At 42.8% G+C, this 14,008-nt stretch carries 14 protein-coding genes; 4 read left to right on the top strand and 10 right to left on the bottom strand.

Annotated elements, in window-relative coordinates:
• On the top strand, positions 1–746 hold a 746-nt coding region (locus tag H575_RS09440; RefSeq protein WP_211213871.1), incomplete at its 5' end, for an IS1634 family transposase.
• A gap of 49 nt (positions 747–795) precedes the next feature.
• Complete coding sequence (locus H575_RS09190; RefSeq protein WP_211213870.1) at positions 796–1,152, top strand: adenine nucleotide alpha hydrolase family protein; 357 nt, start codon at positions 796–798, stop codon at positions 1,150–1,152.
• Positions 1,153–1,164: 12 nt separating this feature from the next.
• On the opposite strand, the gene H575_RS08210 is transcribed toward H575_RS09190, so the two are convergent.
• Genes H575_RS08210 through H575_RS08180 form a run of 7 tightly spaced genes read right to left on the bottom strand, consistent with a single transcriptional unit; the run spans position 1,165 to position 7,848 of the window.
• Positions 1,165–1,848 carry an acylneuraminate cytidylyltransferase family protein gene (locus tag H575_RS08210; RefSeq protein WP_042700642.1) on the bottom strand — a complete coding sequence of 228 codons (684 nt, stop codon included), beginning with the start codon at positions 1,846–1,848 and terminating at the stop codon, positions 1,165–1,167.
• Positions 1,849–1,854: 6 nt separating this feature from the next.
• The gene (neuC, locus tag H575_RS08205) at positions 1,855–3,021 is read right to left on the bottom strand and encodes a UDP-N-acetylglucosamine 2-epimerase (protein ID WP_042700639.1); all 1,167 of its coding nucleotides are present in this window, start codon (positions 3,019–3,021) and stop codon (positions 1,855–1,857) included.
• The gene (gene neuB, locus H575_RS08200) at positions 3,018–4,016 is read right to left on the bottom strand and encodes an N-acetylneuraminate synthase (RefSeq protein WP_042700636.1); all 999 of its coding nucleotides are present in this window, start codon (positions 4,014–4,016) and stop codon (positions 3,018–3,020) included. Before neuB ends, neuC begins: the two co-directional genes overlap by 4 nt.
• The gene (locus tag H575_RS08195) at positions 4,013–4,654 is read right to left on the bottom strand and encodes an acetyltransferase (RefSeq protein WP_042700634.1); all 642 of its coding nucleotides are present in this window, start codon (positions 4,652–4,654) and stop codon (positions 4,013–4,015) included. Before H575_RS08195 ends, neuB begins: the two co-directional genes overlap by 4 nt.
• A complete protein-coding gene (locus H575_RS08190) occupies positions 4,647–5,705 on the bottom strand; it encodes a sugar phosphate nucleotidyltransferase (protein WP_042700631.1) in 1,059 nt (352 codons plus the stop codon). Before H575_RS08190 ends, H575_RS08195 begins: the two co-directional genes overlap by 8 nt.
• Entirely contained in the window at positions 5,702–6,850 is a 1,149-nt protein-coding gene (locus H575_RS08185) for a LegC family aminotransferase (protein WP_042700627.1), read from the bottom strand. The genes H575_RS08190 and H575_RS08185 overlap by 4 nt, the downstream gene beginning before the upstream one ends.
• Positions 6,851–6,864: 14 nt before the next feature.
• On the bottom strand, positions 6,865–7,848 hold the full coding sequence (locus H575_RS08180) for an NAD-dependent 4,6-dehydratase LegB (RefSeq protein ID WP_042700623.1): 984 nt from the start codon (positions 7,846–7,848) through the stop codon (positions 6,865–6,867).
• 1,204 nt (positions 7,849–9,052) lie between these two features.
• On the opposite strand from H575_RS08180, the gene H575_RS09680 reads away from it, so the two are divergent.
• Entirely contained in the window at positions 9,053–9,805 is a 753-nt protein-coding gene (locus H575_RS09680) for a CatB-related O-acetyltransferase (RefSeq protein ID WP_052320038.1), read from the top strand.
• A complete protein-coding gene (locus H575_RS08165; protein ID WP_042700618.1) occupies positions 9,777–10,643 on the top strand; it encodes a hypothetical protein in 867 nt (288 codons plus the stop codon). Before H575_RS09680 ends, H575_RS08165 begins: the two co-directional genes overlap by 29 nt.
• A gap of 21 nt (positions 10,644–10,664) precedes the next feature.
• Here the strand turns inward: H575_RS08165 and wecB are convergent, their stop codons facing one another.
• The 3 genes from wecB to H575_RS08150 are packed head-to-tail and all read right to left on the bottom strand — an operon-like array spanning position 10,665 to position 13,957.
• A complete protein-coding gene (gene wecB, locus H575_RS08160) occupies positions 10,665–11,795 on the bottom strand; it encodes a non-hydrolyzing UDP-N-acetylglucosamine 2-epimerase (protein WP_042700616.1) in 1,131 nt (376 codons plus the stop codon).
• On the bottom strand, positions 11,796–12,905 hold the full coding sequence (locus H575_RS08155) for a polysaccharide biosynthesis C-terminal domain-containing protein (protein WP_042700613.1): 1,110 nt from the start codon (positions 12,903–12,905) through the stop codon (positions 11,796–11,798).
• Complete coding sequence (locus tag H575_RS08150) at positions 12,902–13,957, bottom strand: polysaccharide biosynthesis protein (protein WP_052320037.1); 1,056 nt, start codon at positions 13,955–13,957, stop codon at positions 12,902–12,904. The genes H575_RS08155 and H575_RS08150 overlap by 4 nt, the downstream gene beginning before the upstream one ends.
• Between the last annotated feature and the right edge of the window lie 51 nt (positions 13,958–14,008).

Raw genomic sequence — 14,008 nt, 5'->3', positions numbered from 1 at the left:
CGATCGCGCTTTCAAAGAGTCTTTCCTTTACGACGGATGCCATTGATGAGGTGAGAAGCAGTATTCACACCTATAGTCATCGCGAGGTCATCGCTGATGAGGAGATGTTTGCTGCAACCTCTCTCAAGGAGTGGGATGGGCATCGATGTTATACGCATGTGTATTATGATCCGCGGAAGGTTTCAGAGGAGGAGGCGAAATTTTACCGGAAGATCGATGTATATTATCAGGAGCTGCGGTCTGAAAAGCTGAATCCCGAGCATCAGAAGTTCTATGACAGGTTCTTTACGATTGAGAGAAAGCAGCATGTTGGAAGGGTGGTTATGCCAAACGATGAGGCTATTTTGGCGTTTCAGAATAAGTATGCGGGGTATTCGGTGATTATTTCCAATGATCTGAAGGATCCGGTTGAGGCGCTGATGGTGTATCGGGCAAAGGACCGGGTCGAAAAGTCGTTTGATAATCTGAAGAATGATTTGGATGGAAAGAGGCTTCGGGTAAGGAGTGAGTGGGCGATGGGGGGGAGGATGTTTGTGCAGTTCTTAAGTCTGATTCTGGCGTCGTATATTCAGAGGGTGATGAGGGAGAAGGATTTGTATAAGATGTATTCGATGCAGTCGATTATTGAGGAGATGAAGATTCTGATGAGGATTACGCTGCCTAGAAGCAGGAAGGTTCTGTATTCGGCGTTGACGGCGGATCAGAAGAGGATTTGTGAGGCGTTTGGGATTGAGGCGGGGACCTAGGTAAAAATTGGCGGGGGATTAGGTTGCATCATCAAGAGGATTCCACGACTTGACTCATGAATGGGACAGAACACACACGGTTGAGAGCTTTGATCAGATAGACAGTAGAGCATATCTGGTGCACCCATGGCTCAAATATCCAAAGTTTGGTCACGCCTCTGCTACTGATTACGCATCACGTTTTGTTAGATATGGTATGATCACCAGAGATGAGGCAATGCAACTTGTAAAAGAACACGACGCAAAGTTAGATCCAAAATGCATTCAGGATTTTATTGAATTCTGTGGTTATACTGAAACGGAGTTCTGGGTTATCGTAGATAAACTCTATAACAAAGAACTCTTTGAGAGAAATAATTGCGGTGAATATGTACTAAAATATTCTGTGTGGAGTCATAACGAGTAAATAAATATACATCTATTTTTTCATCAAAAACTCTGTCATCCTAAAGTCCATCTCGCAATCAATATCCACAGAAACCTTCCTTCCCATGACATATGCATAGCATCGCTCCCGATAATAGTCTCCCCACTCCCGATAATACCTAACCGAGGCAATGTACATTGCTCCATTGATTCGATAATACGTATCCAGAGTCTGTCGCGGTTTATCCTTTGCCTCCGGTTTAATGAAGCCATCCATCGATCCATCAGTCGGCAGCGTTCCGCACAAAAATGGAGAATGTTCCATTTCAGTTACCCCAACAACAGCGCAGGCCTTCTTTTGAGTGAAAATATCATACGCATTGATGATATCTTCTGCAGTCCGCAATGGAGAAGTCGGCTGAAGAAGAGCAAAGGTATCGAAGGTTTTACCGCCTGCTTCATATCTATTCAAAACATCCAGAATGACATCCTTGGAGGTTGCCGTATCTGACGCCAGTTCTTCAGATCGAAGGAATGGCACCTCTGCCCCATATTTTCCGGCAATCTCGGCATATTTTTCAGTGTCGGTTGATACCATAACCTCATCAAAGATCCCGGAGTCAAGTGCGGCTTCGATCGAATATGCCATCAGGGGTTTTCCATGTAGCAATCGAATGTTTTTATCCTTTAATCCTTTGGAACCGCTTCGTGCCGGAATTATTGCAATGTTTTTCATAGGACATCACATATCATAGAACTCTTTCTTTAAATCGATTCTGCCATTATCCAGCCATTCATGCAGGGCATCAACAATTTTCTCAGCTGCGTGTCCGTCTCCATACGGATACGCGGCAGACGCAGCCTTCTGCAAAAATTCTTCTGACATCGCGGTCTTCATAGCACCCACGATCTCTGAAGTTTCAATACTGCAGTTGATCACTGTTTCTGCCATGATTCGGCCCTTCTGCCTTATTCCAAGGTTGACTGTAGGAATCTTAAAATATGGAACTTCTGCAATGCCGCTGGATGAATTTCCGATGACCATCGATGCATGTTTCAGAGCACTCAAATATTTTAAATTTCCAAGAGATGCAACGGTGAGAACATTTGGATGATCTTTTGCATATGCGTCGACCATCTCATTAATGATCATCCCGCCTTCATCTGCATTGGATTTGGTAATGATAAATTTTAGATCAGGGAATGCAGACAAAGCCCGTAACAGCTGATTGCATTGATCTCTAACATTGTTATTATTGAGTGTCTCAGGATGAAAAGTAACAACACCGTACTTTGAGTTTTTTATGTCAAAATCCAGTATAGATGTGAGATCATCTTTTGACAAGAGTTCCATTTGTCTGACGTTGTCTATCCCGATGGCCCCAACATTGTATACACGATTTGGCTGTTCTCCAAGCTGGATCACCCGTCTTCGGTATGCTTCGCAACTTGTGAAATGAAGATAGGATAATTTGGTTATGGCGTGTCTGATCGAGTCATCGATCGCCCCTTCAGTCAGCTCTCCGCCATGCAAATGTGCAATAGGGATTTTTGCATTCAGGGCCGCTAGGGAAACAGCGAGAGTTTCATATCGATCACCCAGCACGATGAGCAAATCCACCGTGTGTCTCGCAAACATTTCTGCAAACCCTGTTATGGCACGCGCCATTATATTGCTGACATCAACGGCATTTTGTATTGGCGAGAGGATAATGTCCACACGCTCATCGATGGAGAAACCGTCTGCAAGAATTTCCTTATAGGTATTGCCAAATTCACTGCAGTAATGGGTACCGGTTGCTGCAAGAAGGAGACAGAATGCCTTATCCCTTTTAATTAGTTCAGCAAGAGGACGAAGTAAGCCCCATTCTGCCCGAGAAGCTGTGACCACACAGATCGTTTTCGTCATAATTCAATCAACTCATCATAAACAAAATCACGAGTGGCTTTTTGTCCCAGAACCTCAAACCACTTCATGGGTGATATGCCGTTTCCCGGTCGCTTTACCGTGATATTATCCTCGGTGAATACAGTTCCGGCTTTGATACCGCATTTAGCAACAATGCTTTTTCTTGCAATATCGCGATTTACAAGTTCTGATCCTGTTGGTTGTTTTTCAGAACTGCCGAGTGCCTGTTCGATATGACGGATCGCCTGAACCATCTGTTTGAGTTCACTCGGCTCAAGGCTTGCTTTGTGATCCGGACCTTCCATAGTTCTATCCAGCGTGAAATGCTTTTCAATAACAACAGCGCCAAGTGCTGCCGCAGCTATCGAAACTTCAATCCCGTTTGTGTGATCTGAATATCCAACAGGCAAGCGGAATGTTTCATGAAGAGTATTCATGACATGAAGATTGACATCTTCATATGGCGTTGGATATGCCGTATTGCAGTGGAGAAGTGTGATATCATCTGTTCCTGCATTTTGCAGAATAGTAACTGCCTCATTGATATCAGAAATACTGCTCATACCTGTTGAAAGAATCACCTTTCTCTTTAAGTTACCGATTCTTATCAGATACGGCAGATTTGTAATTTCTCCCGACGGTATTTTAAAAATATCCATTCCGAGTTCAGCCAGAAAATCGATACTGTCAATATCAAACGGCGTGGACATAAAAATAATATCGAGCTTCTCAGCGTATGATTTCAAATCTCTAAAGTCATCATATGACAACTCTAATTTTTTAATCATCTCAAGTTGATTTTCCGCGGCTCCGGTTGCAGCTTTCTGGTATTCTGCTTTTTCTGCAAAACACGAGACGAGATTTTCAGATACAAAGGTCTGAAACTTGACAGCATCCACTCCCGCATCTTTTGCAGCATCGATCATTCTTTTGGCGAGCTCAAGACTGCCGTTATGATTGACGCCGACCTCTGCAATAATAAATATGTGATTCATGACTCCTCGCGAACTATACATGGAACACCGAACGCAGTACAATTTGACGGCATATTTCCGATTACAACACTACCCATACCAATTGTAGTATTCTTCCCAATTGTCACACATTGTTTTACGCATGCTCCGGTCCCGATATGAGTATTGTTTCCAACAGTGACTGCTCCGGACAATATTACTCCGGGAGATAAATGAACAAAACTGCCAATACTGCAATCATGATCCACAATTACACCCGTGTTGATAATACAAAATCTGCCAATGCGAGATCCTGCATTCACAACTGCATTTTTTCCAACAAAAACACCCTCTTCGATCATGGATGATTTTGCAATGATCGCTGAAGGATCAATTATTGATGGAAATGAGAAACCAATTTTCTTTAAAGATTCATAGATACACTGCCGATTGGTATTACTGGAAGTTGTTCCAACAGCGATAAAGGCGTTGGAATAACCATTATTAAAGAGGGACGGCAGATCATCATCTGTTCCTCCAATCAAAATACCATCAACGGTATCACCAACTTTTTCCCGGGAATCAACAATCACTATATCTGAATATACGTTAATATCAATTGACGATAAAATAGATTTACAGTGCCCGCCGCCGCCAACAAGAACTAATTTATTACCCATCCCTACCACCAGTTAATTTTTCTCTCATTCTCTCCATCTCATCAACCTGACCCATATCTGACCACTGCCCTTCGCTAATCGGATAAACGCCGACCGGTTTTCCTGCATCTATACACTTCTGTACAACATCAGTCATATGGATGAACGTATCTTTCGGGATCTCAGATAAAAATTCCGCCTCTACCACGTAGTAACCAGTATTAACCAGATATGACAAGGTTGGTTTTTCTACCATGCTCTCAATATACCCTGCTTCATTCATGTGAATGGTCCCATAGGGAATCGTGATCTTTTTCACCGCACAGACCATCGTAACCAGGTTCTGCATCTTCTTATGATACTGATAGATCTTATCATAAGCCGCATCGATCAGGATATCACAGTTGGTCATAAAAAACGTCCCGCTGATCTTTCCCTCAAGAAGTTTCAAACCGCCTGCTGTTCCAAGAGGTTCTTTTTCATCAGCGAAATCGATCAGATAGGGAATCTCCGGGTCAGAATAATATGCCTTGATCAACTCTTTCTGGTGATTCACCACCATCGTAAAACGAGTGCAGCCATACTTTTCGAAATGCTGCATAATATGCATCGTGATCGGCACATCACCTATGGGGATCAGCGGTTTGGGAAGAACTTTCGTATAGGGATACAGGCGGGTCCCTTTTCCGCCTGCCATGATCACAACAGGAATATTCAGATTTGCCGCCGGGAGTGAAGCAGTTTCATCCTCGAAAATGATCGATATGACCCTGCCCTCAGTATCCAAAACAGGCAGTGCTTTGTAATCCAACTTGATTTTCTCAATTACTTTCGCATCGACTGCATCATTTTCACGCAAAAATTTGAAATTCCTGTTTGCAACATCCATCACATTGAAAGACAGATCACCGCCGCGAATAATATATCTTCGGACATCCCCGTCAGTTATGACCCCGAGAATCTTCTTATCACTGCAGACAAAAGCCACACCTTTCGCAGTCGCATCTATAACAGACATTGCATCTAGCACCGTGGCATCGGGTGAAACGAAATACCTGCTGACTTCAGTCATTTCCCTTCCTTATGATCAAAGTCATGAATCAATTTAGATACATGTATCACATCATCTTTGCTCAGATTTGTGCTGCATGGAATGTTGACTACATGCTCCCAGAAGTACTGAGCTTTTTCAATACAATAGTTTCGCGAATTTATATATGGAGGCAAAGCATGAATCAGATGCCATATCGGGCGGGACTGGACATTGTTCTCTCCAAGATATGTTATCAATTCGTCACGTTTTTCTGTCAGATAGCTGTAGAACCAATAGTTTGCCCGGGTATCAGCTCTGAATGGATATAAGGGAACATCGTTCTCAATATAGGTAATATAGTTTGCATGTTTTGTTGATATAAAATCCTCCAACTGCTCGAGTTGTGCTACACCGACGGCTGCCTGAAGATTTGTCATGCGATAGTTATAGCCGATCTCATTATGCTTGAAATACACCACATCATCCTTTGCCTGCGTCGAAAGATAGCGGGCTTTTTCAAGAAGTCCGATATCCTCTGAAATCAGCATTCCGCCTCCCCCGGTCGTAATGATTTTATTTCCATTGAACGAAAGTGCCCCCATATCTCCGATCGTTCCGGCAAATTTACCTGCAAATATTCCTGAATTTATAAAGCTACCCATCGCCTCGGTTGCATCTTCAATAACTTTGAACCCATATCTGGTTTTAAGTTCCATGAGTTTTTCCATATTGGCAATATTTCCAAAGACATGGACAACGATCACTGCAGAGATGTGTTTACCATTGACTTTGTCGATGAGTTTTCCATCCTGCATCTCACACTCTTCTACACAAAAGCGTTCAAGCTTGTCCATATCCATGCAGAGCGTATCATCGCAGTCCATGAAAACCGGGTCGGCATTCATATATCTTACCGGGTTAACTGCTGCAACAAACGTCAGTGTCGGGACAATAACTTCATCACCGTTTTGGACACCACAGCAAATCAATGAAAGGTGCAGAGCTGCTGTTCCAGACTGGCACGCAACGGCATCAGGAGTATGCACATAGTCAGCCACCATTTTTTCCATTCTGTTGATATAGGCTCCACCAGTTGAAACCCACTCCTGAGTTATGGCATCATCAACATATTTTTTTTCGTTCCCTTTGAGATTCGGAACTGATAATGGAATGAATTTACTCATGAAGAAATGTATCCTTATAGATTGTAAATATCAGTTTTGTAGCTGTTAAGGTTTTGCGTCATCCATTCTACGGTTTCAGCAAGCCCTTTAGCAAGCGTGTATTCCGGTTTCCATCCTGTTAGTTTTAGAATCTTCTCATTGGAACCAAACAAACGGTTAACCTCGCTTTTTTCCGGGCGTAACCTCTGTTCATCACAGATAATTTTCGCATCAGGATTGATAAGGTCGATCAGTTCCTGTGCAAGTTCTCCAATGGAAATTTCATATTGAGATGCGATATTGATTTCCTGACCGATAGTATTTTTTGACTCTGCAATACTGACAAAACCCTTTACCGTATCTTTGACATACGTATAATCGCGGGTGGGTGTGAGAGATCCTAGTTTGATCTCTTTAGATCCGGAGAGCAGTTGTGTGATGATGGTTGGGATCACTGCCCGTGCCGATTGTCGCGGGCCAAACGTATTAAACGGACGAACTATTGATACCGGCAGATCAAAACTCCGATAGAAACTTTCAGCAAGACGGTCGGCACCTATCTTCGTTGCTGAGTAGGGTGACTGACCCTGATAGGGGTGTTTTTCATCGATGGGGACGTATTGTGCCGTTCCGTAGACCTCTGACGTAGAGGTAACTAATACTCTTTGGGTGTCCAGATCACGTGCTGCCTGAAGAACATTGAGGGTTCCTTTTATATTAGTATCCACATAGGAATCCGGTGAGTGGTAACTAAACGGAATCGCAATAAGTGCTGCTAAGTGATACACAATGTCGATTCCTTTCATAGCTTCACGGACACCGTTTGGATCGCGAATATCTCCTGCAAAGATCTCTATTTTGTCTTTTGTTTCCTTTGGTAGGGTGTCAAGCCATCCCCAGGAGTTGAAAGAGTTGTAATAGACAAATGCACGGATCGTATTATTTGTGTTTTCGGCCAGATACTCTGTAAGATGGCTGCCGATGAAGCCATCTGCGCCGGTGATGAGGATAGGGGACATTGGAATAGTTAAGAATATTGTTCCTATCTATGGATAAGCATATTGAGGATATCTCTCATCCACATATTTATGTAAGAGGAGGAAATCACTCATTCTCCCTCACCATTCCCACCCATAAAAAGCACATTCACACAACCATTTCACCTATTTTATATAATATTTTCCAGAATTGTTCTTGCGCTCACCCGTGAGAGAGTTGTAACTTTTATCAATACTACTTGGAATATATTTGTGATATCAGGATAGGGTCGTTATCCTTTGAAATGAATTATGCTTATACGGAAATTCCATGTTTTATCCTCTATTTCAATCGGATGACTCAGTGCTCTCTGATATCCATGTTCCCAATATACTGCCTCTTCACATAGGAGAGATCAACCAGATTATCATGTAAATTTGAGGTCGTTGTATCAGTTCAGGAACTATATCCATAATTGTGTGAAGAATATATCCATACTGAATCATTACGTTTTTACGTGACATTCCCCTCTTTATTTCGATGAGTTTTGACTTCCAACCGAAGGAAAGTATCTTTGGCAGCATGATCCAGAGAAGCATAGATGAACGTTGCATCCAGAAGCAACGCGAGGGGTGAAAGCCCAAGTCGGAAACAAAGGCTTCTCCTTGCTCACTACCTTGTTCAATTTTGAGACCTTTCAGGTCAAGTTGTCTCTGAAGTTCCTCCTAAACCAATCTGTCAACGTCGGGTTGAAATATACACTCCTGAAATAACCAAATCGTAGAATTTTCAGGTATTTTATCAGGACAACCGAAACACTCATAAGACACGGTCTTGCTCACCATTTCAGGCTAATGCACTCACTTACACTGCCAAAAGGAGAGACAATCATACATTTCACGTTCAACGGCGAAATCAGATAGACTATACCAGACTTCCAGAAGCTGAATCTTGAACATGAGTGTTACGTCGACATTAAGATTACCGCCCTTGTCGGATTTATTTGCATACTAGGATTCAAGAAGCGAGCGAAAAACATTTCAATCAAGTGTATTACCAACATCGGATAGGCGGTCGCCAAGTTTTTCATAACGATTGTGATATGCCTGGTTGAGACCAAAGCTGCTGAAAGTCCCTCTATATTGGGTGCAACATAAGGAGATAAAAGTATTTCCTGTCGAAAAAATGTTAGAGATACTCTAATTTAGTTTCCCTTTCAGTATATTTTAAGAGATCATAGGGGAGATGAAACTAAATAATTTTACATCAATACAATTAAACTACAACATGATAAACCTAATAAATCAAATTTGGATAAAACATAAATCTAAATCCCAATCCCAAAACATCATTTTAAAAATAATGTCGACAATTGATGCGAATACTCATTTTGAGGGACAGAATGTAATTAATAAATTTACACATTTTACAGGTGATATTGGATTCGGATCATATATTGCATCATACACAAAATTGCCCCACACAAAAATTGGGCGCTTTAGCTGTATTGCTGAACATGTAAGTGTGATTTCTGGGGAACATCCAACCCACACATTTGTATCAATAAATCCAATGTTTTTCTCTCTGCTAAAGCAAAATGGTGCGACCTTTGTAACCACTCAAAAATTTTCAGAATTTCGTTATGCGGACAGTAACAATAAATATTCTGTAATTATTGGAAACGATGTTTGGATTGGTGAGAGAGTACAGATTATTGAAGGTGTTAAAATAGGAGATGGAGCAATTGTAGCCGCAGGTGCTGTTGTTACACGGGATGTTGATCCGTACTCGATAGTTGGCGGTATTCCTGCAAAAATAATAAAAAAACGATTTACTGATGAACAGATAAAATATCTAATAAATTATTCATGGTGGGATAAACCATTGGACTGGATTCGGAGTCATGCTGATCTTTTCGAGAACATTGAATTATTTATACGTGAAACAAAAAAAGAGGATGCATATATATATGAATCAGAAAATTGTTGCCCTTGGTAAGGTAGGATTAGCTACTCTTGTTAATCTGGAAGAGATAATTAAATATTTGTTAACAAGGATTGTTTTTATAATTGGTGGGGATAAGGTATCTCTCCTCCCCCCCCTATGTAATGAAAGAATCCTTGTCGTTGGCAACGGTCCTAGTGCAAAAGAGATAGATTTGGAGTATGTTTCAAAAAAAGGGATCTCTATCCTATGTGTAAATTATTTTGCCTCACAAAATGAAGATTTTTTTAAAATACGTCCAAAATATTATTGTGCAATAGACCCATTTTTCTATAGTGATCAGAATGCGGCATCCATAGAAAACGAAGCATTAATTAATGCATTAAATAAGGTCGATTGGGACATGACATATATCTGTTTGGCGCACCAAGAGCTACCTGCTCTTAAAAATACACATATAAAAATGATATCTCTAAATAATTTGGAATATTTTGGTAAATATTGGAAATATACATTATATTCTAAAAATAAGGCAAACTTTGGATTCCAGAATGTCATTCTTGCGGCATTATATTTTTGTATTACTGGCAATGCGAAGACTGTATATTTGTGTGGTGTTGATAGTGATTGGCATCGAGAACTTTTTGTAGATGAAAACAATAATGTGTATCTTGAATCTGTACATTTTTATGGTGTTGAGAAAGTAAATCTTACGGCCAAAGGAGATCTTAAAAAAGGAGAGTATTACAAATATGCTGGTTATTACTATAAAACAATGGAAGAATTTTATTATTCCAGCCAATATGCTGCATACAAAAAAGTTGATGTATATAATTTGACGCTGAATTCATATATTGATGTTTTCGAGAAAATATCAATTGATGTGTTATAGCTTTCTTCAAGAAAATTATTTTTAATTAATCCCCCCCCCCCCATTGCTCAGCCCTGCCGTTCCCAGCACCAGTTTAATCACCCGCTCCGACGTATTCGCAACCTCATACTCAGCCGGTGCCTGCCGCTTTGCATCCGCTCCATGCTTATCCATCACCAAAGCAATAGAAGCCAGCACTACGTTCGCATCCAGCCCCGTCATAATGATGGAACCCGTATCCAGCGCCTCCGGCCGCTCGATTGCTTCACGAATCGTCACCGCAGGAAACTTCATCACTGCCGCTTCTTCAGAAATCGTCCCGCTGTCCGAGATAGAACAAAGGGCATGCATCTCCAGATGCACATAATCAAAGAACCCGAACGGTTTCAAAAACCGCACGCGGGAGTCCATCTCAATACCAGATAAGCTCTCCAGCCGCTTGCGTGTACGCGGATGCGTCGAGACGATCACCGGGACATCATACTCCTTTGCAAGGGTATTCAGGACAGTTAAGATGCTCTGCAGATGCGCCGGATTATCCACATTCTCCTCCCGGTGAGCACTCACGACAAAATACATCTGATCTGTAAGACCCAGCTCCTCAAGAATCTTTGAACCCATAATCCGGTCTTCATACTTGTGGAGAACTTCAAACATCGGCGACCCCGTCAAATAAATTCTCCTGTGCTGCAGTCCTTCGGATAGCAGATGCCTCCTTGCATGCTCGGTGTAGACCAGATTAAAGTCGGCAATATGATCGATGATCCTCCTATTGATCTCCTCGGGGACATTAAAGTCAAAACATCTGTTTCCAGCCTCCATATGATAGATCGGGATCTTCAGCCGCTTGGCCATAATGCCGGCAATACTGCTGTTGGTGTCTCCAAGAATGAGGACTGCGTCAGGTCGTTCTGCCCGCATGATCTCTTCTGCTTTGATGAGGATACCGCCTAAGACATTTCCAAGCGAGGAGGTGTCGACGTTCATGAAGTAGTCCGGCTTCCTAATCTCCAGTTCCTTGAAGAAGATCTCATTCAGCTCGTAATCATAATTCTGGCCGGTGTGAACGATGACTTGATTCACATACTTGTCCAGTTCCTGCATGACACAAGCCAAGCGGATGATCTCCGGGCGGGTGCCGATGATGGTCATGACTTTCAGTTTGCTTTTCATTTATACTGCCTCTAAATAGGTGTCAGGATCGTTCGGATCAAAGAGCTCATTAATCCAGAAAATTGTCAGGAGATCCTCATTGCCGATATTTTTGATGTTGTGTGTGTAATAAATCGGCATATCAATAAACGCTGGTTTTTCTCCGCTTACTTCGTATTCATTCACGATGTCGGTTCCAACACGCCGCGTCTGAATCAGTGCTTTGCCTTTGACTACACAGAACCGTTCGATCTTTCGCAGATGATAATGATTCCCGCGTGTTATACCCGGCACGGTCGTTGAGAACGATGTCTGTCCCCCTGTCATCTCCTTCATGACCTCGACAAAGGTTCCCCGCAGATCGTTACGCAACTCCGGATAGATGGGTATGATATCGTTTGCAAAACTGCGGAAGGTATTGAAGAGGTTGACATCGAAACGGTTACGTAAGGTTGGAATCATCCCCTTTTCAAAATACCATGCCTTGAACACGTCCAGCTTGGCAAGCAGGCCACTGACATTGATCTCAGTTACCGGCATCGGGGAGATGACGGCTGATGTTTCATCATGCAGATGAGCGATGAACTCTTTTGCCAGATCGCCTACATAAATCAGATTCATCGCAGCGTCGACATCAACTCTCGGCGTCTCTTTGTGGGTCAGCTGATGGCAGAAGGTTGCAACAACGGTGTTGTAATATGGTCTGCTGAACGGCCCGAATACATTCGGGATAACAAAGTGCGAAAAGACCGCATGGTTCTTTTCTGCCCATGCTGCAAACAGCTCGGCTCCTTCTTTCTTTGAGTTGCCATAGAGATTGCCTCTGGTTTCCTGCGTGGAGGAGGAAAAGAGAATATGCGGTGTGACACCGACTGTGCCCATCGCAGCGATGAGTTTTTTGACGAGTGAGATATTGGTTGCATAGATCTCTTTTTCATCACCGCGGTTCATGGCAGCAAGATGGATGACAGCATCGCAGCTTTTCACAAACTGCTGCAGTCCGGCAGGATCATTGAAGTATTCCTTTTTAAAGGGGATTATTTCATATTTTTCCGGGAATAAGCGGAGCTGCTGCACTGCGTGATAACCGATGAAGCCGTTCTGTCCGGTTATGCCGACTCTGAGTTTCATACGATCGGGTGTTTAAGTGCTTCCTGTATTTCCCTAAGGGAGAGCAGAAGTTCCTTGGTCTCGTCGAGGCTTAAGCGTCTGGTATTGAATGAGTTGTAATCTTCTGTTGGAACAGGGACCGATTTTCCTTCGGAGAAGTATTTGTCGTAATCGATCTTTTCCAGATTCCGGATCCGGTAGTAATCATCATACTCCACTGCTTTCATGAGTTCTTCGCGGGTCACCAGGGTCTCATGCATTTTTTCTCCTTCTCGAATACCAATCGATTTGATCTCGGTATCAGGTTTGAATAAATCTCTCATTGCCTCAGCCATATGCTGAACGGTGGCCGCAGGCGATTTCCGGACATGGATGTCGCCGTTCTCACCATTTGCCATAGCAAAGAGCACAAGGTCGATCGCGACCGGGAGCGGAAGAAGGAAGCGCGTCATATTCGGCTCGGTAACAGTGATTGGAAGACCACGCTGCATCTGCTCTAAAAAGAGTGGAAAGACAGAGCCGCGGGAGTACATGACATTTCCATAACGGACTCCGCAAAAGATAGTCTCGGAACGAGACGAACGTGCCTTGGCAAGCATGAGTTTTTCCATGAGTGCCTTGGTCATACCCATCGCATTGATGGGGTAAACAGCTTTATCGGTGCTGAGAATGACGACTTTCTCGACATTCTGCTCCTCGGCGGCGTCAAGAACATTGGAAGCACCAAGGATATTTGTTTTGATCGCTTCAAGCGGGAAAAACTCACAGGATGGGACCTGCTTTAAGGCTGCTGCGTGGAAGACATAGTCAACATCGTTTTTCATGACTTTCGTAACAGAGTCTTTGTCCCGAACATCTCCGACAATAAAGGTGAGTTTGTCGTTCTGGAACTCATTCCTCATATCAAACTGCTTCTTTTCGTCGCGGCTGAAGATGATGATCTCGTTGGGGTTGGCGACCTCAAGGATCTTCTCAACGACCTGATGACCAAAGGAGCCGGTTCCGCCGGTCACTAGGATGGTTTTGTTGTCTAATGCATCTTTGTAACTTCTGTTCCCGTTTGTACTGCTCATGTCTCTTTCCTGTAGAGATGTTGACTTTTCATTCATTATACGTTCACCGGA

The organism is Methanocorpusculum bavaricum DSM 4179 (assembly GCF_000430905.1).
GTDB classification, from domain to species: domain Archaea; phylum Halobacteriota; class Methanomicrobia; order Methanomicrobiales; family Methanocorpusculaceae; genus Methanocorpusculum; species Methanocorpusculum parvum.
Note: the sequence above shows the minus strand (reverse complement) of the source record. Positions and strands in the feature narration are given on the sequence as shown.

Bases quoted from the DNA above. Each gene is read 5' to 3' on its own strand.
- H575_RS08185 (WP_042700627.1), bottom strand. From the start codon at position 6,850: ATGAGTAAATTCATTCCATTATCAGTTCCGAATCTCAAAGGGAACGAA.
- H575_RS08165 (WP_042700618.1), top strand. From the start codon at position 9,777: ATGAATCAGAAAATTGTTGCCCTTGGTAAGGTAGGATTAGCTACTCTT.
- H575_RS08155 (WP_042700613.1), bottom strand. From the start codon at position 12,905: ATGAAACTCAGAGTCGGCATAACCGGACAGAACGGCTTCATCGGTTAT.
- neuC (WP_042700639.1), bottom strand. From the start codon at position 3,021: ATGACGAAAACGATCTGTGTGGTCACAGCTTCTCGGGCAGAATGGGGC.
- wecB (WP_042700616.1), bottom strand. From the start codon at position 11,795: ATGAAAAGCAAACTGAAAGTCATGACCATCATCGGCACCCGCCCGGAG.
- H575_RS08150 (WP_052320037.1), bottom strand. From the start codon at position 13,957: ATGAGCAGTACAAACGGGAACAGAAGTTACAAAGATGCATTAGACAAC.
- H575_RS09680 (WP_052320038.1), top strand. From the start codon at position 9,053: ATGAAACTAAATAATTTTACATCAATACAATTAAACTACAACATGATA.
- H575_RS08210 (WP_042700642.1), bottom strand. From the start codon at position 1,848: ATGAAAAACATTGCAATAATTCCGGCACGAAGCGGTTCCAAAGGATTA.
- H575_RS08195 (WP_042700634.1), bottom strand. From the start codon at position 4,654: ATGGGTAATAAATTAGTTCTTGTTGGCGGCGGCGGGCACTGTAAATCT.
- H575_RS08180 (WP_042700623.1), bottom strand. From the start codon at position 7,848: ATGTCCCCTATCCTCATCACCGGCGCAGATGGCTTCATCGGCAGCCAT.
- H575_RS08190 (WP_042700631.1), bottom strand. From the start codon at position 5,705: ATGACTGAAGTCAGCAGGTATTTCGTTTCACCCGATGCCACGGTGCTA.
- neuB (WP_042700636.1), bottom strand. From the start codon at position 4,016: ATGAATCACATATTTATTATTGCAGAGGTCGGCGTCAATCATAACGGC.